We start from the raw sequence: 19491 nt of genomic DNA, 5'->3' as shown, positions 1-19491 counted from the left end.
GAACGTGCCCGACTCTCCTTGCAATTGGCATGCCTGACGTGACCACACGACCCAAAACAGTGACAATTGCCGGATTGCATCGCGCCTTTTACCATGAAAATAATCCATGTGCGCAACGGATGTAACAAATTGACCCAATGACGGGACACTATGTCCCGCCACGCAGGGAACGTCACTCATGACCGCATCCACCGAATTGCCAACCGCCTCCGTGTTGATCGTCGATGACGAGCCCGGTATGCGCAGCTATCTCGCCAAGGCCCTGGCATCGCGCTTCGCACTGGTCGAGGTCGCCGACTCGCTCAGCGCCGCGGAAGCCCTGCGTCAACGGCTGCACTTCGATCTGCTGTTGGTCGATATCCGCCTTCCCGACCGCTCGGGGATTGAATGGCACGAAGCGCTCGGCCCCGAACGGCGCAGTGATATCATCTTCATGACCGCCTATGCCGATCTCGACATGGCGGTTCAGGCACTGCGCGCCGGGGCCAGCGATTTCATCATCAAGCCGTTTCGCCTCGAGCAGTTGCAAAGCGCCGTCGACCGTTGCCTGGCCCAGCGTCGCCTAGCGCGTGAGAATTTCGTACTCAAGCGCGAGACCCAGCGCCTGCACCGCCCCGAAGAGAGCATGATCGGAGATAGCCACGCCATGGTTCAGGTCAGAACGATCACCGAGCGCGTCGCACCGACCCCCTCGGCCGTCTTGATCCATGGTGAATCGGGCACCGGCAAGGAGCTCGTGGCACGCGACCTGCACCGCCTCTCGGGGCGCTTCGGCGCCTTCGTGCCCCTCAACTGCGGCGCCATCGCCGGCGACCTGCTGGAATCGGAGCTCTTCGGTCACGTCAAGGGCGCCTTCACCGGCGCGGTCAAGACTCGTGAGGGGCTCTTCACCTATGCCGATGGCGGCACGTTGTTCCTCGATGAAATCGCCGAAATGCCCTTGGCAATGCAGGCCAAACTGCTGCGCGTGCTTGAAAGCAAGCGCATTCGTCCGGTGGGCAGCGAGCAAGAGCAGCCAGTGGACGTGCGCATACTCGCTGCCACCCACCGCAACCTGCAGCACGAAGTCAGCGAGGGACGTTTCCGCGAGGATCTCTATTTTCGCCTCAACGTCCTTACCTTGACGCTCCCCGCACTGCGTGAACATCCTGAAGACATCCCTGCCCTGGCCCATCATTTTTCTCGACAGTTGTCTCGCGACCTGGGGCTTGCCGCCCTGCCATGGCAGCATGCCGACCTTGAGCGTCTGACGCATTATCCTTGGCCTGGCAACATCCGCGAGCTCAAGAATTTCATCGAGCGTTGTATTCTGCTCGGCCAGCTTCCAAGTGACATGCTCGATGAGGTGGCTACCGCGCCCAACGCCGTTGGCACGAGTGGCTATCCCAGCGACTGGTCTCTGGAAGCCGTCGAGCGTGCGCATATATTGGATGTGCTAGAAGTCCACGGTCATAATAAATCCAGTGCCGCCCGCGCGTTGGGCGTATCGCGCAAAACCCTCGACCGCAAGCTCAATGCCTGGCAAGACTTGAACGCATGAAAGGCTTACGCCGCTGGTTGCGCGCCTCGATTCGACGCCGGCTGTTGTGGCTCGCCTTCGCCCCGCTGGCCTTGCTGATACTCGCCTTGGCGGGGCTCACTGCATACTGGACCTCGACGTACAACGACCGCCAGCTATACATGAAAGTGCGCGCCGACCTGGCCGTCGCCTCACGCGTGCTGGACGGCTTGAGCCAGCAACAGCAAGCGCGTCTCGAAGAATTGGCGCGCAGCCATGCGCTCGCCTCTTCACTGCAGGGCGAAGGATCTCAGTCACTCGAAGCACTGCTCGACGAAACGCAAAACGCGATGCAACTGGACTGGTTGCGCGTGGTAGCTCCCGCGGCACTGGAGGATAGCCCCGAACTACAACGCCTAGTACAGACACCAGGCAATGCGCAAGGCATGTCCGGTCTGGATGTTCTCGCAGCACCGCGTCTTGAGGCGCTGACCCCTGGGCTTGCACGGCGAGCACGCCTTGCGCTGCGCGACACACCCCAAGCAGCCCCCAGCGAGCGCCACCGCGAGACGCGCGGCATGGTCTTGCGCACGCTATACCCCCTCCACGATGAACAAGGAAACCTGCGGCTTCTCCTCGATGGCGGGCGCTTGCTCAACGGCGATGCCGAGCCCGTGGACGAGATTCGTGATCTGGTCTACGGCCCGGGCACGTTGCCCGAAGGCAGCACCGGCAGCGTCACCTTGTTTCTCGATGACGTGCGCATCGCCACCAATGTGCGCCTGGCCAACGGCGAGCGCGCCCTTGGCACGCGCGTTTCCGAACCCGTCAGTCGCCAGGTTCTGGGGCGCGGCGAGCGCTTCATCGATAACGCCTTCGTGGTCAGTGGCTGGTATGTCGCCGCCTATGCCCCGCTCGAGTCACTGACCGGCCAGCGTATCGGGATGATCTATGCCGGTTTTCCCTTAGCGCCATATGAAGCCCTCTACCGAGACGCACTGCTGCAGATCGGCGCCGTTTTACTCGTCATCATTCTGATTTCGGGCCTGATGGTGATTCGTGGCGTCGACGCACTCGCCAGCCCGGTGCGCCGGATGCATCGTGTGATACACGGCATCCGCGAGGGCCGGCATCTACGCATCGGCCATCTGGATAGTCAGGACGAACTGGCTGAACTGGCGAATGAATTCGATGCCATGCTCGACCGTTTAAATGCCCATCAGGACGCCTTGCAACGTGCTGCTCAAACCCTCGAGCGACGCGTCGAGACACGCACCCAGTCACTGACCGAAAAAACGCGCGCCCTAGAAGAGCACGTGGCGTTGCTCAAGCAGGCGCGAGCCAGCCTGATGACACAGGAGAAACTCGCCGCCCTGGGCGAAATGACCGCCGGGATCGCCCATGAAATCAACAACCCCGCGGCCGTCATCCTGGGCCACGTAGAGCTGCTGGACGATACGCTCGGTCCTGATGCGGCTCCCGTACGCGACGAGATCGACACCATCATCGCCCAGGTCGAGCGCATCCGTGCACTGATCGACAACCTGCTGCAATACTCGCGTGCCGGCGGTCATGAACCCGCCTTTGTCCCTGAAGACATCAACACCATCGCCGCTGGTACCGAGCTTTTGATCCGACACGCCCTCGACAAACACGGCCATTGGCTGATCAGTTCGCTGCGCGCCACCAGGCGGGCCGAATGCCACCGCGGCCAATTGCAACAGGTGCTGATCAACCTGCTACTCAATGCTACTCAGGCCAGCACATCACCGATGCGCATTCATCTGGCGACACGCGACACCGTGCGAGAGGTCGCTGGGCACGGATGCCTCGACGGTGTAGAGATTCGTGTCGCCGACCGAGGGCCAGGCATTCCGCCCGAGCTGCACGGCCGAATTTTCGATCCGTTCTTCACCACGCGCGAAGCAGGCTCCGGGCTTGGGCTGGCCATCAGTTCGGGTATCGTACGCCGTAGCGGCGGCGAGATGTGGGTCGCCTCGGCGCGCGGTCGCGGCTCGATATTCCATGTCTGGCTCCCCTGCCAGGCGCTTCCCAGCGGCGCCGAGGAAGTCACGACGCGCAAACTGATCGCCTCCCTGAGCGACATGACCTCACCTTCCTCACGCGGCGGTTAAGGTCGCTTCACCGAGGCGCTATCATAGTTCGATAACGTCTCATTACACGCAAGGATCATCCATGAGTGGATTCGACGTCGGCGCACGTCTCAAGCAATTGCGCATGTTGCGCGACTTATCGCAACGCGAGCTGGCGAAACGTGCCGGCGTGACCAACAGCACCATTTCGCTCATCGAGCAGAATAGCGTGAGCCCTTCGGTGAGCTCGCTGAAGAAGATCCTCGATGCCATGCCGGTCTCGATCAGCGAATTCTTCGCCGGTGAGGAAACCAGTCCTCAAGAGAAGTTCTTCTATCGTGCCGAGGAACTCACCGAAATCGGCGATGGCAACCTCTCTTGGCGCCTGGTCGCTGCGCGGCATCCTAGCCGTGGCATGTCGATCATCCACGAGCACTATCCACCAGGCGCCGATACAGGCGAAGACATGCTCGAACACGAGGGAGAGGAAGGTGGCGTCGTCATTACCGGAATAATCGAGCTCACCGTCAATGGCGACACGCAATGCCTTCATGCGGGCGACGCTTACTATTTCGATTCACGCCTACCGCATCGCTTTCGCAACAGCGGCGACACGGACTGCGTCATCGTCAGCGCCAACACCCCACCAGGCTTCTCAGAGGGTGGCGCGAGCACGCACCACCGCCGCTAGGCGTCATTCATGCTCGGCGGCCGGCGGCAAGATCCAGTTGAGGACAATGCCGACCAAGGCGGCTAGGCTCACGCCTTGCAAGGCATATTCGCCACTACCCAGCTGCATGCCGCCGATCCCGAAGACCAAGATCAACGATACCACCACGAGATTGCGCGGCGCGGTCAAGGACTGCCCCCCACGCACCAGAGAGTTCATCCCTACCACAGCGATAGAACCGAACAACAGCGTCATGATACCGCCCATCACCGGCGTGGGGATGGTCTGCAGTAACATCCCGAGCTTGGAGACGAACGCCAGTATGATGGCGGTACAGGCCGCGACGATCATGATCGCCGGGTTGAAATTGCGGGTCAGCGTCACCGCCCCGGTGACCTCCGAATAAGTCGTATTAGGTGGCCCCCCGAAAAGCGCCGCCGCGGAGGTTGCCAAGCCGTCTCCAAGCAAGGTGCGCTTCAACCCCGGCTTGTCCAGATAGTTGCGGCCCGTCACCGAGCCGATCGCCACCATGTCGCCGATGTGCTCGATCACCGGCGCAATGGCCACTGGAATCATGAACAGGATCGCCGCCATGCTGAACGTTGGCGCCACGAAATCTGGCCACGCCAGCCAGGCAGCGGCATGTACCGGCGCTAGATCGATCACGCCCATGGCCAGCCCCAGCGCATAGCCCACGACGACCCCGCCCATGATCGGAATCAGGCGAATCAAACCACGCCCGAAAACCGCCAGTACTAGCGTTACCAACAGGCTGACCATCGACAGCGTGACTGCCTGTGCATACCCCATGTTGCTGTTCTCGCCCGTGGCCATATCCACTGCGACGGGCGCCAATGCCAGACCGATGACCATGATCACTGGCCCCACCACCACTGACGGTAGCAGGCGATGCAACCAGGCGGTGCCTTTCACACGCACAATCTGCGAAATCACCACGTAAACCAATCCCGCGACGAACAGTCCGCCCAACGTGGCGGGAATACCATAGCTGGCTACCGACCCCTGAATGGGTGCGATAAAGGCAAACGAGGATGCCAGGAACACCGGGATGCTGCGTTTTGTCACGAACTGGAATATCAAGGTGCCGATGCCCGCCGTGAACAACGCCACACTTGGGTCCAGCCCCGTCAAAAGCGGCACCAGAACCAAAGCCCCGAACGCCACGAACAGCATTTGTGCGCCCACCAACAGGGTGCGCACCGGGGTATCGGCCGGCGTGGCTGAAGCCACCGTATCGTCGGTCATGAAAAGCCACTCCTAGCATTGGCGGAAGGAAGAAAGAAAACGCGCGGTATTCTAGCAATCCCGAGCGTTATATCGCAGCCACCAGAGCATCAAAGCTCGGTAGAGAGCCAACGGAGTTCGTTTTTGAATTGTAAGTCTAGCCTTTGTTGGCGAAGCAAAGGGTCCCGCTCGATATACATCGAGCGGGACCCAAGTTCATTCAGGCATCTGGATACCCGGTCTTGAACTGCCACGGACGCACCCGAGGCAACAGCAGACGAGTCAGATGACTCGCTCGCCGATCATTCGCGGGAACCGGCGGCCATCCATGCCTCCATCATCTCATCGTAAGGAACGGTGGTACCCTGCGGCATCTCATCATCCAGCTTCGCCTTGGGCGAACCCGGCTGGTCGAGCCAGTACTGGGGGTCACGTTCCTCATTGAGGTTGGGGGAATACGTCTCGAAGACCTTCGCCCGAGCCAGGCGACTCATGATGCTGTCGAGATCTCTGGCCAAATTGTCGAGCGCCTCTTTGGACGAAATATCGCCGCTGACAGCCGGTGCCAGGTTCTGCCACCACAACGGTGCCATTCGAGGATAGTCCGGTACGTTGGTGCTCGATGGTGTCCAATTGGCAGCGTTGGGGCTGCGATAGAATTCCACCAAGCCCCCCAACTTAGGCGCCATTTCGGTCATTTTAGCGGAGAAGACATCAGACTCACGAATCGGTGTGAGCCCCGCCAACAACTTTTCGAGCGAGACGGTTTTGGAAACGGTGAACTGTGCAAAGAGCCAGGCAGCCGTACGTCGATCTTCAGGGGTGGAGTCGAAGAAAGTCCAGGCGCCCACGTCCTGATAACCGACCTTCATGCCCTCTTCCCAGTACGGACCTGTCGGTGATGGCGCCATACGCCACTTCGGGTTGCCTTCGTCATCGGTTACTGGCAAATCAGGCGCCGTCATATCGGCCGTGAAAGCGGTATACCAGAATATTTGTTGGGCGACGTTGCCTTGAGCCGGCACCGGCCCGGCCTCGCCAAAGGTCATGCCACTGGCCTCGGGGGGCGCATACTTTTCAAGCCAATCGACCATCTTGGTCACAGCAAAGACCGAAGCCGGCGAGTTGGTGGCCCCTCCCCGGGATACGCTCGCTCCGACAGGTTGACTCTGTTCGTTGACGCGAATTCCCCAGTCATCCACCGGATTCCCAAATGGCACGCCGGGGCTCCCCATGCCCGCCATGGAGAGCCAGGAATCGTGGAAACGCCACCCCAACGAGGGGTCACGGCGCCCGTAATCCATGTGGCCATATACCTTGGTGCCATCGATCTCACCAACATGCTCGGTGAAGAACTCGGCGATGTCCTCATAGGCGGTCCAGTTGGTGGGCACGCCCAGGTCATAGCCATAGGTATCGCGGAACTGTTTCTGAAGATCCTCACGTTGGAACCAGTCATAGCGGAACCAATAAAGGTTGGCGAATTGTTGGTCAGGCAGCTGATAAACACTACCATCCGGGCCGGTGCCATACTGCAAGCCCATAAAATCGTCGAGATCTAGTGTCGGCAAGGTATAGTCCGCCCACTCGTTCTCCATGGCCTCGGAAATATTGACGGTAGTACCGTAGCGGATATGTGTCCCTATGGAATCGGTGTCATTGATGTAGCCATCGTAAATGTTGCGACCCGATTGCATTTGGGTCTGCATATTGTTGACGACATCGCCCTCACCGATGATGTTATGCGTCAGCTCGATGCCGGTCAGCTCACTGAACGCTTCAGCCAGCACGTCACGCTCATAGACATGCGTAGTCAAACCTTCAGCGACGGTGTTGATTTCCATTCCCTGAAAAGGTTTGGCCGCCTTGGCAAACCACATCAGTTCTTCAATCTGTTGCTCACGGGTCAGTGTCGATTCTTGGAAGTGTTCATCTACCAATCGCTCGGCGATAGCTCGGGTATCTTTCTCATTGGCGTGCGCGGCGCCACATGCCAGCATGACACTGGCCGCGAGTAGAGAGAGCCGCATTGTTGTCGTTTTCATATTGACCTCTTTGGTTGTTGTCATCCGCTCCTGGACATTTAGCTCCATCCCTTTCTGTCAGCCCCAGCGCATCAGCACCATTAGCCAGAGTACCGATACCCCCAAGGCCAGCCAGATACTCAATGGGGTGAAGCCCACTACCACCAGATGGATATAGGCCGCGCTGAGCAGTCCGATGAAGAACCGGTCGCCGCGGGTGGTCGAGATCGGCAAGAAGCCCTTGCGCTCGACCGTCGGTGAGATGATCTCCCAAGTGGTCATTGCCGCCAGCATGGCGGCGATGGCCACGAAGAAGACCACCGTAGGTGTCGTCCAGACCATCCATGCCATGTCGTATCCTCCTCAGGTACGGCCTAGAGCAAAGCCCTTAGCGATGTGATTGCGAACGAAATAGACCACTACGATACCCGGCAGAATGGTTAGGGTGCCGGCAGCAGCTAATGTCCCCCAATCGATTCCTGAGGCGCCCTTTGTCTGCGTCATTACCGAGGCGATGGGCTGGGCCCCCGTAGAGGTGAGAGTGCTGGCCAGTAGCAACTCCACCCAAGAGAACATGAACAGAAAGAACAGGGTCACGCCAATACCCGAGCTGATCATGGGAATAAATATCTTCACGAAGAATCGTGGAAAGCTATAGCCATCAATAAACGCGGTCTCATCAATTTCCTTGGGGACACCGCTCATAAAGCCTTCCAGAATCCACACGGCCAGTGGAATATTAAACAGACAGTGCGCTAGAGCGACCGCCACGTGGGTATCGAAAAGCCCTACGGTGTAATACAGCTGGAAATACGGCAGCAAAAAAACTGCTGGTGGCGCCATCAAGTTGGTCAACAACCAAAAGAAAAGATGCTTGTCACCGATGAACTGATAACGGCTGAAAGCATAGGCCGCCGGCAGAGCAACCACGATACTGATCATCATGTTCATCAACACATAGGTGATCGAATTGATATAGCCCATGTACCAGCTGGAGTTGGTCAATATCTTAGCGTAGTGCTCAACAGTAAAGTTTTCCGGCCATAGGGTCAGTCCGCCGAGGATCTCGTTGTTGGACTGAAAGGACATATTGAGTAGCCAATAGACCGGTAGCAGTACGAACACAATATAGGCGAACATCAGACCCCGGCGTCGCCATTGACGGGGAGCTGAGCGTGCTTTTTGTCGACGCCGGTTATCGGCAACTGCAGCGCGCTGACGCACTTCTTCGGGTGTTTTCGGCAATGACGAAGTACTCATCTCATGCCCCCTTATTGTTGTCTTTCTGCATGTTCATGATCGCGGTATAGAACACCCAGGTGACTAGTAGAATAATCAGAAAATAGATAAGCGAAAACGCCGCCGATGGCCCTAGATCCTGCTGACCAATGGCCATGGTCGTCAGCGACTGACTGAGAAAGGTCGTGGAACTACCGGGACCACCGCCGGTCAGCACGAAAGGCTCGGCATAAATCATGAACGAGTGCATGAAGCGCAGCAGCACCCCGATCACCAGTACGTTAGTGAGTTTGGGCAGCTGGATATAACGGAACACAGCCCACTTCGAGGCGCGGTCGATACGCGCTGCCTGGTAATAAGCATCCGGGATTGAACGCAGGCCGCTGTAGCAGAGCAAGGCAATGAGCGACGTCCAGTGCCAGACATCCATCAAAATGATGGTCGCCCAGGCATCCACAGGGTTCGAAGTGATGTTGTAGCTATAGCCGAGCTCGCGCAGGCTCCAGCCCATCAGGCCGATGTCGCCGCGGGTAAATATCTGCCAAATACTGCCTACTACGTTCCAGGGAATCAGTAAGGGCATGGTCACCAGAATCAGAGCGGCCGATGCCCGCCAGCCTTTTTTGGGCATGATCAGCGCAATGCCAATCCCCAACGGCACCTCGATGGCCAGGATAGTCAGCGAAAAGGCAAACTGGCGCAGCACAGCCGCCTGCAAAGCCGGGTCGTTGAGCATCTCCTTAAACCATTCGGTACCCGTAAAGAACCGTGTATTGGCATCGAAGACGTCCTGGACCGAGTAGTTCACCACGGTCATTAGCGGGATGACAGCCGAAAAGGCCACCAACAGCAGCATGGGTAAGATCAGCCACCATGCGCGGTTGTTGTAGACTTTATTCATGGTCGATCTCCACACGGTATTCATCGACATAAAGCCCAAGACGCTCATCAGGGAAGCGCAGCCAGGCCTTACCGGCCGGGGTCACTTGGTCTTCTTCGATACGTGCCTTGAGCGAGATGCCGCCAAGGACTAAATAAATAATCGAATAGGTCCCTAGATCCTGAGCGTGATCCACTTGAGCCGGCATCCCGCCTTCCACCGGAGCGGCATGCACCTCGATGAATTCAGGTCGGATTCCCAGCTTGATATTGGAGGACGTCGCCTTCTCGATTGCATCGCAAACCCCATGCCCCACCGTGAGCGCGGTATCGCCTGCCCAGACCACGCCCTCGCTAGCTGAGACGTTCAGAAAATTCATGCCCGGGCTGCCGATGAAGTAACCGACGAAGGTATGATTCGGTGTTTCGAAAAGCTCTCTAGGGGTACCGAACTGCACAACTTGACCCTCGTACATCACGGCGACCTTGTCAGCGAAGGTAGAGGCTTCGAGCTGATCATGAGTCACGTAGACCATGGTGATCTGGAAACGTTGGTGAATCTCCTTGAGCTTTCGTCGCAACTTCCACTTAAGCTGCGGATCAATAACCGTCAAAGGCTCATCAAACAAAATGGCCGAAACATCATCACGCACCAGACCGCGACCCATGGATACTTTCTGCTTCTCATCCGCCGTCAGGTTCTTGGCTTTGCGCTTTAGCTGGAAAGTCAGTTCCAGAACATCAGCCACCTCCATGACACGCTCATGGACCCTCTCCTCAGGGGTCTTTACGTTGCGCAGCGGAAAGGCCAAGTTGTCGTAAACCGTCATCGTGTCGTAGATAACAGGAAACTGGAAAACTTGGGCTATATTGCGCGCCTCGGGTGGCAACTCATTGACCACCTCACCATCAAAAAGCACTTCGCCACTCGATGGCTCTAGCAAACCGGAAATGATATTGAGCAACGTCGATTTGCCGCAGCCCGAAGGTCCCAAAAGAGCATAAGCGCCGCCCTGATGCCAGACATGATTCATCTCACGGATGGCATAGTCTTGAGGTGACTGAGGATTCGCCAAATAAGTATGCGCCAAGGATTTCAGGGTGATCTCGGCCATCTCAAATACCTCTCAGGTGAGTCGGTATATGGACGACCGCACCTTCATGATCGAAGGCATAAACCTTATGCGCCGAAAAGTAGAGCTTGACCGGCGAGTCGACACGAAATTCGTGTACCCCTTCAAGATGTACCGTCATGTAAAAATGCTCGTTGTGCACATGCAGGAAGGTTTCAGAGCCACTAATCTCGGCCAAGTCAACGGTCATATGGATCGCGATATCGCTTTTGGCTCGCGGGGTCAGTGAGATATGCGAGGCACGAATGCCGAACCGATATTCACCTGGTTCTAAAGTGCGAAGATCGTTGCCAACAGGGAAGTGCAACGTATTATCGAAGCTGATTTCAGAACCGGAGAGGGTTCCCTTGACGATATTGATGGGTGGTTCCGAGAACATCTCAGCCGCCCTAATATCGCCAGGACGGTGGTAGACATCTGCTGTGGGGCCATACTGGAGTAAGCGCCCTTGATGCAGTACCGCTGTATTGCCGCCCAGCGCCAGTGCCTCGGCAGGTTCGGTGGTAGCATAGACGGCAATGCAGTTACGCTCACTGAAGACTGCCCGCAGCTCTTCGCGAAATTCCTCGCGAAGCTTGTAGTCCAGGTTGACCAGTGGTTCATCAAGCAGCACCACATCGGCATCCTTCACCAAGGCACGCCCCATGGCGGTACGCTGCTGTTGACCACCAGAAAGCTCCAGCGGCTGACGATCAAGCAGGTGCTCGATATGCAGCATCTCGGCGATACTCCGCACCCGACGATCGATCTCGGCACGCCCTACCTTCGCCAGCTTCAGCGGTGAAGCAATATTATCGTAGACGGTAAGGCTGGGGTAATTGATGAATTGCTGATAGACCATCGAGACATTGCGATGCCTCACTGAGCGACCGGTCACATCCTGACCATCCATTAAGACTCGCCCACGGGTCGGCGTGTCGAGCCCCGCCATCAGCCGCATTAGAGTGGTCTTGCCGGATAGCGTCCGGCCTAACAGGACATTGAAAGATCCGGGTTCGAGAGTCAGATTCATATCAGCGATATGTGTCTCGCCGCCGACCACCCGATCGATGTTTTCTAGGTTCAATGACATACGGATCTCGGCTGTTATTCGTTATGAGATCACGCTGAGTGAGCGTGTAAAATCACGTTAGTCGAGATTCGAATTCAGACACAAATGTTATTTATCGAAAACGATGCTCATATCGCTCAATATGGTCAGAACAAAATCATAAACTATTGTTTATAGAAACAAAAAACAGCTTATAGAACTTTTGTCTACTCTGCGCAAAAAAAGCGGTACTCGACGCTTTCAAAAAGAAGATGGTTGGACTCTTCGATTTCGAACATAAAAAAGGTCGCATAAAGCGACCCAAGTTCTTGGCGATCAAGCTCAAAGGTGAGGATAGTCTGAGCCCACATCAAAAAATCCGATGCGGGCTTGCTGAAGAGTGTCAGCGCGTGCCGAATATCTTATCGCCGGCATCGCCAAGGCCTGGGACGATGTAGCCATTCTCGTCGAGGCGCTCATCGACGGAGGCGGTATAGATCTCCACCTCAGGATAAGCTTCCTGCACCCGGGCGATACCCTCCGGCGCCGCGACCAAGACGATGACTTTCACCAGCGGGCAGCCTCGCGCCTTAAGCATATCCAGCGTCGCCACCATGGAGCCCCCCGTGGCCAACATGGGATCGATGACGATCGCCAAGCGCTCATCGAGATCGCCGACGAACTTCTCGAAATACGGCACCGGCTCCAGCGTTTCTTCGTTGCGATAAAGCCCCACCACACTGACGCGCGCGCTAGGGATGAGATCGGTAACACCATCGAGCATGCCCAGACCCGCGCGCAGAATGGGGACCACGGTGACTTTTTTGCCCTTGAGCAATTCGACCTCGAGCAAACCGCCACTCCACCCCGGAATCTCGGTCTTCTGAGTCTCGAGATCCTGCGTCGCTTCATAGGTCAATAACTTGGCGACTTCGCTGGCCAGCTCACGGAAGCTCTTGGTGCTGATACCGGCTTCGCGCATCAGGCCCAGCTTATGCTTGACCAGGGGATGTTGGATGGCATGAACGCTCATGTCGGGGGATATCCTTTCGGCGATGACGAGCCGAACCGCACTCCACTCCGGCCATGCGGGTACTCACGGATGCGGCCGGAAGGCGGTTCGGATTTGCACGTATTCTAGCGTGCCAGGGGGCGTGGGTTAAGAGGACTAGGTGAACTCGGGCTGTGCCGGCAATTGCCAGTCGATACCCTCTCGGCCCCGTGCGGCCAGAAAGGCATTGGCTTGAGAGAAGTGACGCTGACCGAAAAAGCCACGATGCGCCGACAAAGGTGAAGGGTGCGGTGCATGCAACACCAGGTGTTTTTGCCGATCGACGAATGATGCCTTCTTCTGGGCGTAACTCCCCCATAGCAAGAAAACCACCCCATCGCATTGCTCGTTGACCACCTGAATTGCACGGTCGGTGAAGGCCTCCCAGCCCTGCCCCCGATGCGCGCCCGCGTTACCTTGCTCGACGGTCAACACACTGTTGAGCAGCAACACACCCTGACACGCCCAAGACTCTAGAAAACCGTGCGAGACCGGCGTCATGCCCACGTCCTGCGCCAGTTCCTTATAGATATTCTGCAAGGACGGCGGTGCGGGAATGCCAGGGCGCACCGAGAAGCACAGACCATGCGCCTGGTGCGGCCCGTGATACGGGTCCTGCCCCAGAACCACTACGCGAACCTGATCCAGCGGCGTCAGCTCAAAGGCACGAAACCAATGATCAGAATGCGGATAGATCACTTTGCGCTCGGCTTTTTCGCGCGCTAGAAACGCACGCAGCGCTTGCATGTAGGGCGCCTCGAATTCCGGGCCCAGATGACGCTGCCAACTATCCGGCAAGACTTGAGACATCACGCACCTTCCTTGCGCTTACGTTTGGCGACGGGACTCATGAATCGCGCGAACGCACCTGGTCGACCAACGGCTCGACATAAGCAATGCCCATGTCCCAGGGGAACTGAATCCAGCAATCCTGCGCGACCTCGGTCAAGCACTGATCGACCAGAGGACGACCTTCCGGCTTGGCATAGATGGTCACGAAATGCGCCTTGGGCAGCATCTCGCGCACCGCCAGCGCGGTCTTGCCAGTATCGACCAAGTCGTCGACCAGCAACCAGCCATCGCCATCATGATCGACGCCTTTCATGACGTTCAAGCCACCCTGCTCCTTGTGCTCGTAACTCTTGATGCACACGGTATCGATCAGACGCACGTTGAGTTCACGCGCAATCAAAGCGGCGGGAATCAAACCGCCACGGGTAATTGCGACGATGCCTTTAAAGTCTCGCTCGACAAGTTGGTGACACAGGACACGAACATCGCGATGCAACTGGTCCCAGGAAACGGTGAACTGCTGGTGATAGCGATCGGTACTCATGGGAAGACCACACGGGGAATATAAGGGGCTATAGAGCGCGCGATAGCCACGCGCCCACGCTCGTCATTCGTTTTCGGTAAAGGTGCACACTGCGAATACACCGTGGCCGGCATCGCGAATCTTCTGCGCACCACCCAATTCGGGAAGATCGATGATGGTCGCCGTCTCGACGACTTGGCCACCACTGCGCTGGATCAGTGACGCCGCTGCCAGCATGGTGCCGCCGGTGGCGATCAAGTCATCCATCACCAGGATACGATCGCCTTCGCGAAAAGCATCGGAATGCAATTCGACGGTGGATTCACCGTATTCCAGCGTATAAGTTTCGCTGATGGTCTTGAACGGTAACTTTCCCTTCTTGCGCACTGGCACGAAACTGCAGCCGAGCTCATAAGCGACCGGCGCCCCAATGATGAAACCGCGCGCATCAATAGCGGCAATCGCATCCAGATTGAGCTCCTGATAACGGTGCACGAAGCTATCGATGAGCTTGCGGAATGCGGCACTGTTCTGCAGCACCGGCGTAATATCACGGAAATTGACGCCCGGCTGGGGCCAATCGGGGACGGTGCGAATGACCGACTTTATATAATCGCCATAAATGCTCATCTGAGGCTCCATCAGCAAGGCACGCGGTTTAGCCGCGACGGGCAGCGGACAAAGCCGCAAATGGTACCCAATGCGACGCCAGGAATCGAGGGTGCGCGTCAGAACCTCGACTCCTGTGCAATTTCATATCGTTCCACGCGCCGCCATGACCCGCTCGACCGTCTCGACGATGGCCTGGGTCTGAGGGTCGATCTCGATATTGACCCGGTCACCTAGCATGCACTCACCCAACGTCGTCCGCGCCAAGGTCTCGGGGATCAGGTCGACACAGAAACGGGCACCTTCGACCGCGCCGATCGTCAAGCTGATGCCATCGACGCCAATATAGCCTTTTTCGAACAAGAACCGCGCATGCTCGTCGGGCAACGCAAACCACAGGCGACGATTGTTCGGCGCCTCCTCCAGTTCTTCCATGGCCGCTTGACAGATGACGTGACCGGACATCGCATGGCCGCCAATTTCGTCACCGATGCGTGCGGCACGCTCAAGATTGACGTGATCGCCGACGCCTAGGGCACCCAGGTTGGTGAGGCGCAATGTTTCACGCATCAGATCGAAGGACACTCGATCGCCTTCGATGTGAGTCACCGACAGACAGCATCCGTTGTGCGACACCGAGGCACCGGTTTCGAGCCCGTCCGCCATGCCCTCGGGAAACGCCACGACATGACGCCGGAACTGTGTTTCCTCTTCCACGGCCACCACCGTCCCCACGCCTTGCACGATACCGGTAAACATCTCGACTCCTTGACCAATCCTGTCACGCTCGACAAGCATCATTCTAACATGCCCCATCGGCGCCCATCGTCAGGCGCCTATACCTTTCAACGCCTCAAAAACAGGTGATTTTTCTGAATCAATCCCTTGAATGCCCGCACTTGGTCTAGTGACATTGACAGGTATCGAAGCGCTCACTAAAATCCGCGACTTCTTGAGCGCCGATTTGTACCCAGATTGCGGGCGCGCCCGGGGTAGCCCCGGGGAAATACCGCTAAAAGGGTGTGTCCAGCGTTGATGGCCACCCGCCTGGGTGGCCTTTTTTTATGGCCACAGCCTACAAATCCCGCCACACAGGCAGTCCAGCCCCGTTATAATGCTGGATTTTGCCACATGCGACGCCACTCCAGGCATGACAAGCGTCGATCAACAATGATCGCCAGCGTGCCACTGCCATGACGTCCCAACGCATCGACCCAAACGAAGACGATGATCAAACTCGAAGGTGTCTCCAAAACCTATGGGGCCGGCCCCACGGCGGTCCATGCCCTCAAAAATATCGACCTGGAAGTCCCCAAGGGCGCCATCCATGGCGTGATCGGTCTGTCCGGCGCGGGTAAATCGACGCTGATTCGCTGCGTCAACCTTCTTGAGCGCCCCACCGAGGGCCATGTCATCGTCGACGGCCAAGACTTGACCCAGCAGGACAGCGAAGCTCTGCGGCAGTCGCGCCACCAGCTCGGCATGATTTTCCAGCATTTCAACCTGCTCGCCTCGCGCACGGTTTTCGACAACGTGGCACTGCCGCTGGAGTTGATGGGCGTATCGAAAGGCGAGATTCGCGAGCGCGTCACGCCGCTTCTCGACCTCACGGGCCTGACCGACAAGGCTACACAGTACCCGGCGCAACTCTCGGGAGGGCAGAAGCAACGTGTGGCCATCGCGCGAGCACTCGCCAGCCGCCCCAAGGTACTGCTCTGCGACGAGGCGACGTCCGCCCTCGACCCACAGACGACGGCTTCGATCCTCGAACTGCTGCAGGACATCAACCGTAAGCTGGGTCTGACCATTTTGCTCATTACCCATGAGATGGAAGTGGTCAAGAGCATCTGCCACCGCGTCGGCCTGATCTCGGATGGCGAGTTAGTGGAAGAAGCCGATGTCGGCGACTTCTTCACTGCGCCGGCTACACGACTAGGGCGCGATTTTCTCAACGCCTTTCTCGAGCTCGAGCCACCTCAGGCGCTGGTCGAGCGTCTCGAGGAAACACCGGGCAAGCATACACACCCCGTGGTACGCCTGGCGTTTTCTGGTGCCAATGTCGCCACACCGCTCATCTCGCGCCTGGCGCGCGATAGCGGCGTCGATGTCAGCATCCTGCAAGCCAAGGTGGAGTCGATTCAGGGCCGCACGCTGGGCCTGATGATCGCCGAGCTCATCGGCACGCCCGAGACGACGTCACAAGCACTCAAGCAACTCGAATCCCACAACATCAATGTAGAGGTACTCGGCCATGTCCAGCGCAATGCTTGAACTGATTCTCGAGGCCACGCTCGATACACTCTATATGGTCGCCCTGTCGGGCGCGGTCTCGGCCGTGATCGGCATTCCTCTCGGCGTTCTGCTTTACGTCACGCGGCCAGGGCAGATCCTCGCGCAGCCAGTCGCCCAGCGCGTACTGGGAGTCGTCACCAATATCGGCCGCTCGATTCCCTTCATCATTCTCATGGTGGCGATCATCCCTTTCACACGCTTCATCGTTGGCAGCTCCATCGGCACCAACGCCGCCATAGTGCCGCTCATCATCGCCGCGATTCCCTTCGTCGCGCGCCTGGTCGAAGGCGCCCTCAACGAGATCTCCCCGGGACTCATCGAAGCCGCCCAGGCGATGGGCGCCACCCCGCTACAGATCATCACCAAGGTGCTCCTGCCGGAAGCCAAGGGCGGTATCATCAACGGCCTGACTATCACTGTGGTCACGCTGGTCAGCTACTCGGCCATGGCCGGTGCCGTTGGCGGTGGTGGTCTGGGTGACCTGGGCATTCGTTACGGCTACAACCGTTTCGAACCGCTGATCATGCTCATCACGGTGGCGATACTGGTGGTCATGGTGCAGGGCTTTCAAAGCCTTGGCGATCGTCTCGTACGCAAGGCCGACCACAAATGAGCACGTGGCCAGAGGGTGAACGTAAAGCTATAATAGACACCCCTTTTATACTCAAAAAAGCATAAATGCTTTCGGGAGCCGGCACTCCCCGCCGGCGGCACCACTTCGTTCAAGGAGAACATACGATGAACACCCCTCTGGCTCACGCTCTACGCCCCGCTCGTCTGCTCGGCGCCGCAGCACTGCTGGGCGCAGGCCTGATCGCCGGCTGCGGCAGCGACGATGCCGAGACGCAGTCGATCAAGGTAGGCACCGTGGCCGGCCCGGAAACGGACGTCATGCAAGTCGCCAAGCAAATCGCTAAGGACGAATACGGCCTCGATGTTGAAATCGTCGAGTTCACCGACTACGTCTCGCCCAATGCCGCGCTGGCCGATGGCAGCCTGGACGCCAACGCGTTTCAGCATGAGCCCTATCTAAACAGCATGGTTGAGGATCGCGGTTACGACTTCGTCATCGCCGGCAAGACCTTCGTCTATCCGATCGGCGCCTACTCCGAACGCTACGACGATATCGCTAACCTTCCGGATGGCGCGAGCATTGCACTGCCCAACGACCCGTCCAACGAGGGGCGTTCGTTGATCCTGATGCACAACGAGGGTCTTATCGAACTCAACGACCCCGAGAACCTCGAAGCCACGCCGATCGACATCAGCAACAACCCGCATGACTATGAGTTCCGCGAGATCGAAGCCGCGCAATTGCCGCGCGTGCTACCCGATGTCGATCTGGCATTCATCAACAATACCTTCGCGCAGCCGGCCGGCCTCAGCCTCGATGACGCACTGATCAAGGAAGGCCCCGAGTCGCCGTACGTCAACCTGATCGTGACGCGTGAGGGCAAGCAGGATGACGAGGCGATCCAGAACCTGGTCAAGGCTTATCAGTCGCAAGCAGTTATCGACAAGGCCGACGAACTGTTCAAAGGCGCCGCGGTTCCCGGCTGGAAGTAACCCCTGCCCCGCCCTCGCAACTCACAGGCCGGCCTCGAAGGGCCGGCCTGTTTCGTTACCCCTCGCCAACCTCGCCTCGGAGACATCATGAGTGACTATGCCCTGCTCGCCCGCCAGCTCGAAACGCTGCTGGACACTCGCGACTGGCTGACCAATGCGGCGCAGACCTGTGCCTTCTTGATGCATGAAATCCCCGGCCTCAACTGGGCCGGCTTTTACCTTCAACGCCAGCCTGGCACGCTCATCCTCGGCCCCTTCCAGGGCTTGCCGGCTTGCAACCCCATCCCTTTCGACAAAGGTGTCTGCGGCGCTGCCGCAACATCCCGGCAAACGCAGCGAGTCGCGGACGTCCACGCGTTTCCGGGCCATATCGCCTGCGATGCCGCTTCGCGTTCGGAACTGGTGGTTCCCATCGAGCGCGGTGCCGAACTCTGGGGCGTGCTGGATCTGGATAGCCCGCAGCCGGCGCGTTTCAGCGACGCGGATCAAGCCGGCATCGAGCGCTTGGTCGACGTGTTCATTGCCGCCAGCGACCTCTCCGACCCCACAGTGACGGAATAAGCTCAGCGACACGAAGTCCTAACGCAAACGCCCCCGCTGCAAGACAGCGGGGGCGTTCAATATTCTGGTAGGACCGAGCGGATTTGAACCGCTGACCTCCACGATGTCAACGTGGCGCTCTAACCAACTGAGCTACGGTCCTGCAAATCGGGGCTACAAAATTGCTTGTTGGTAGCGTTTCAACGCTAAGTACCGCGGGCATTAAGTACTTCTGGTAGGACCGAGCGGATTTGAACCGCTGACCTCCACGATGTCAACGTGGCGCTCTAACCAACTGAGCTACGGT

At 58.0% G+C, this 19491-nt stretch carries 19 protein-coding genes and 1 tRNA gene; 7 read left to right on the top strand and 13 right to left on the bottom strand.

Going from position 1 to position 19491, the window contains the following annotated elements:
• Positions 1 to 178 precede the first annotated feature (178 nt).
• The 3 genes from LUN51_RS16270 (at position 179) to LUN51_RS16260 (ending at position 4282) form a co-directional block, all read left to right on the top strand.
• Positions 179 to 1540, top strand: coding sequence for a sigma-54-dependent transcriptional regulator (locus tag LUN51_RS16270; protein WP_277812079.1), 1362 nt, complete (start codon positions 179 to 181; stop codon positions 1538 to 1540).
• On the top strand, positions 1537 to 3633 hold the full coding sequence (locus LUN51_RS16265; RefSeq protein ID WP_277812078.1) for a sensor histidine kinase: 2097 nt from the start codon (positions 1537 to 1539) through the stop codon (positions 3631 to 3633). Before LUN51_RS16270 ends, LUN51_RS16265 begins: the two co-directional genes overlap by 4 nt.
• A gap of 61 nt (positions 3634 to 3694) precedes the next feature.
• On the top strand, positions 3695 to 4282 hold the full coding sequence (locus LUN51_RS16260) for a cupin domain-containing protein (RefSeq protein WP_277812077.1): 588 nt from the start codon (positions 3695 to 3697) through the stop codon (positions 4280 to 4282).
• A gap of 3 nt (positions 4283 to 4285) precedes the next feature.
• On the opposite strand, the gene LUN51_RS16255 is transcribed toward LUN51_RS16260, so the two are convergent.
• The 12 genes from LUN51_RS16255 to LUN51_RS16200 all read right to left on the bottom strand — a co-directional run bounded on the left by LUN51_RS16255 (position 4286) and on the right by LUN51_RS16200 (position 15545).
• The gene (locus LUN51_RS16255) at positions 4286 to 5527 is read right to left on the bottom strand and encodes a uracil-xanthine permease family protein (protein ID WP_277812076.1); all 1242 of its coding nucleotides are present in this window, start codon (positions 5525 to 5527) and stop codon (positions 4286 to 4288) included.
• A 281-nt stretch (positions 5528 to 5808) separates the two neighbouring features.
• A complete protein-coding gene (locus tag LUN51_RS16250) occupies positions 5809 to 7551 on the bottom strand; it encodes an extracellular solute-binding protein (RefSeq protein ID WP_431355587.1) in 1743 nt (580 codons plus the stop codon).
• Positions 7552 to 7608: 57 nt separating this feature from the next.
• A complete protein-coding gene (locus LUN51_RS16245; protein WP_277812074.1) occupies positions 7609 to 7881 on the bottom strand; it encodes a DUF2160 domain-containing protein in 273 nt (90 codons plus the stop codon).
• 12 nt (positions 7882 to 7893) lie between these two features.
• Positions 7894 to 8670: a carbohydrate ABC transporter permease gene (locus LUN51_RS16240; protein WP_431355586.1), complete on the bottom strand. Its 777-nt coding sequence runs from the start codon at positions 8668 to 8670 to the stop codon at positions 7894 to 7896.
• 121 nt (positions 8671 to 8791) lie between these two features.
• A complete protein-coding gene (locus LUN51_RS16235) occupies positions 8792 to 9670 on the bottom strand; it encodes a carbohydrate ABC transporter permease (protein WP_277812072.1) in 879 nt (292 codons plus the stop codon).
• On the bottom strand, positions 9663 to 10763 hold the full coding sequence (locus tag LUN51_RS16230; protein ID WP_277812071.1) for an ABC transporter ATP-binding protein: 1101 nt from the start codon (positions 10761 to 10763) through the stop codon (positions 9663 to 9665). The genes LUN51_RS16235 and LUN51_RS16230 overlap by 8 nt, the downstream gene beginning before the upstream one ends.
• Before the next feature lies 1 nt (position 10764).
• The gene (locus LUN51_RS16225) at positions 10765 to 11853 is read right to left on the bottom strand and encodes an ABC transporter ATP-binding protein (protein WP_277812070.1); all 1089 of its coding nucleotides are present in this window, start codon (positions 11851 to 11853) and stop codon (positions 10765 to 10767) included.
• Between the two features lie 361 nt (positions 11854 to 12214).
• Entirely contained in the window at positions 12215 to 12844 is a 630-nt protein-coding gene (gene upp / locus LUN51_RS16220; protein ID WP_040241590.1) for a uracil phosphoribosyltransferase, read from the bottom strand.
• 135 nt (positions 12845 to 12979) lie between these two features.
• Positions 12980 to 13672: a uracil-DNA glycosylase gene (gene ung / locus LUN51_RS16215; protein WP_277812069.1), complete on the bottom strand. Its 693-nt coding sequence runs from the start codon at positions 13670 to 13672 to the stop codon at positions 12980 to 12982.
• 37 nt (positions 13673 to 13709) lie between these two features.
• Complete coding sequence (gene gpt / locus LUN51_RS16210) at positions 13710 to 14198, bottom strand: xanthine phosphoribosyltransferase (protein WP_277812068.1); 489 nt, start codon at positions 14196 to 14198, stop codon at positions 13710 to 13712.
• A gap of 63 nt (positions 14199 to 14261) precedes the next feature.
• A complete protein-coding gene (locus LUN51_RS16205; protein ID WP_246894168.1) occupies positions 14262 to 14807 on the bottom strand; it encodes an adenine phosphoribosyltransferase in 546 nt (181 codons plus the stop codon).
• A gap of 123 nt (positions 14808 to 14930) precedes the next feature.
• Positions 14931 to 15545, bottom strand: coding sequence for a riboflavin synthase subunit alpha (locus tag LUN51_RS16200; protein ID WP_277812067.1), 615 nt, complete (start codon positions 15543 to 15545; stop codon positions 14931 to 14933).
• Between the two features lie 468 nt (positions 15546 to 16013).
• Between LUN51_RS16200 and LUN51_RS16195 the strand changes: the two genes are divergently transcribed.
• The 4 genes from LUN51_RS16195 to LUN51_RS16180 all read left to right on the top strand — a co-directional run bounded on the left by LUN51_RS16195 (position 16014) and on the right by LUN51_RS16180 (position 19205).
• Complete coding sequence (locus tag LUN51_RS16195; RefSeq protein WP_277812066.1) at positions 16014 to 17057, top strand: methionine ABC transporter ATP-binding protein; 1044 nt, start codon at positions 16014 to 16016, stop codon at positions 17055 to 17057.
• Entirely contained in the window at positions 17038 to 17691 is a 654-nt protein-coding gene (locus tag LUN51_RS16190) for a methionine ABC transporter permease (RefSeq protein WP_277812065.1), read from the top strand. The genes LUN51_RS16195 and LUN51_RS16190 overlap by 20 nt, the downstream gene beginning before the upstream one ends.
• A 125-nt stretch (positions 17692 to 17816) precedes the next feature.
• A complete protein-coding gene (locus tag LUN51_RS16185) occupies positions 17817 to 18644 on the top strand; it encodes a MetQ/NlpA family ABC transporter substrate-binding protein (RefSeq protein ID WP_277812064.1) in 828 nt (275 codons plus the stop codon).
• Positions 18645 to 18731: 87 nt separating this feature from the next.
• A complete protein-coding gene (locus LUN51_RS16180) occupies positions 18732 to 19205 on the top strand; it encodes a GAF domain-containing protein (protein WP_277812063.1) in 474 nt (157 codons plus the stop codon).
• Positions 19206 to 19270: 65 nt separating this feature from the next.
• Here the strand turns inward: LUN51_RS16180 and LUN51_RS16175 are convergent.
• Positions 19271 to 19347: transfer RNA gene (locus LUN51_RS16175), tRNA-Val, on the bottom strand.
• Positions 19348 to 19491: the final 144 nt, after the last annotated feature.

It is taken from the genome of Chromohalobacter canadensis, assembly GCF_029544075.1.
GTDB lineage: Bacteria > Pseudomonadota > Gammaproteobacteria > Pseudomonadales > Halomonadaceae > Chromohalobacter > Chromohalobacter canadensis_A.
The sequence above is the reverse complement of the archived record's forward strand: the minus strand, read 5'-3'. Positions and strand labels throughout refer to the sequence as shown.

Coding starts and splice junctions, on each gene's coding strand:
- LUN51_RS16270 (WP_277812079.1), top strand. CDS start 179: ATGACCGCATCCACCGAATTGCCAACCGCCTCCGTGTTGATCGTCGAT.
- LUN51_RS16265 (WP_277812078.1), top strand. CDS start 1,537: ATGAAAGGCTTACGCCGCTGGTTGCGCGCCTCGATTCGACGCCGGCTG.
- LUN51_RS16260 (WP_277812077.1), top strand. CDS start 3,695: ATGAGTGGATTCGACGTCGGCGCACGTCTCAAGCAATTGCGCATGTTG.
- LUN51_RS16255 (WP_277812076.1), bottom strand. CDS start 5,527: ATGACCGACGATACGGTGGCTTCAGCCACGCCGGCCGATACCCCGGTG.
- LUN51_RS16250 (WP_431355587.1), bottom strand. CDS start 7,551: ATGAAAACGACAACAATGCGGCTCTCTCTACTCGCGGCCAGTGTCATG.
- LUN51_RS16245 (WP_277812074.1), bottom strand. CDS start 7,881: ATGGCATGGATGGTCTGGACGACACCTACGGTGGTCTTCTTCGTGGCC.
- LUN51_RS16240 (WP_431355586.1), bottom strand. CDS start 8,670: ATGTTCGCCTATATTGTGTTCGTACTGCTACCGGTCTATTGGCTACTC.
- LUN51_RS16235 (WP_277812072.1), bottom strand. CDS start 9,670: ATGAATAAAGTCTACAACAACCGCGCATGGTGGCTGATCTTACCCATG.
- LUN51_RS16230 (WP_277812071.1), bottom strand. CDS start 10,763: ATGGCCGAGATCACCCTGAAATCCTTGGCGCATACTTATTTGGCGAAT.
- LUN51_RS16225 (WP_277812070.1), bottom strand. CDS start 11,853: ATGTCATTGAACCTAGAAAACATCGATCGGGTGGTCGGCGGCGAGACA.
- upp (WP_040241590.1), bottom strand. CDS start 12,844: ATGAGCGTTCATGCCATCCAACATCCCCTGGTCAAGCATAAGCTGGGC.
- ung (WP_277812069.1), bottom strand. CDS start 13,672: ATGTCTCAAGTCTTGCCGGATAGTTGGCAGCGTCATCTGGGCCCGGAA.
- gpt (WP_277812068.1), bottom strand. CDS start 14,198: ATGAGTACCGATCGCTATCACCAGCAGTTCACCGTTTCCTGGGACCAG.
- LUN51_RS16205 (WP_246894168.1), bottom strand. CDS start 14,807: ATGAGCATTTATGGCGATTATATAAAGTCGGTCATTCGCACCGTCCCC.
- LUN51_RS16200 (WP_277812067.1), bottom strand. CDS start 15,545: ATGTTTACCGGTATCGTGCAAGGCGTGGGGACGGTGGTGGCCGTGGAA.
- LUN51_RS16195 (WP_277812066.1), top strand. CDS start 16,014: ATGATCAAACTCGAAGGTGTCTCCAAAACCTATGGGGCCGGCCCCACG.
- LUN51_RS16190 (WP_277812065.1), top strand. CDS start 17,038: ATGTCCAGCGCAATGCTTGAACTGATTCTCGAGGCCACGCTCGATACA.
- LUN51_RS16185 (WP_277812064.1), top strand. CDS start 17,817: ATGAACACCCCTCTGGCTCACGCTCTACGCCCCGCTCGTCTGCTCGGC.
- LUN51_RS16180 (WP_277812063.1), top strand. CDS start 18,732: ATGAGTGACTATGCCCTGCTCGCCCGCCAGCTCGAAACGCTGCTGGAC.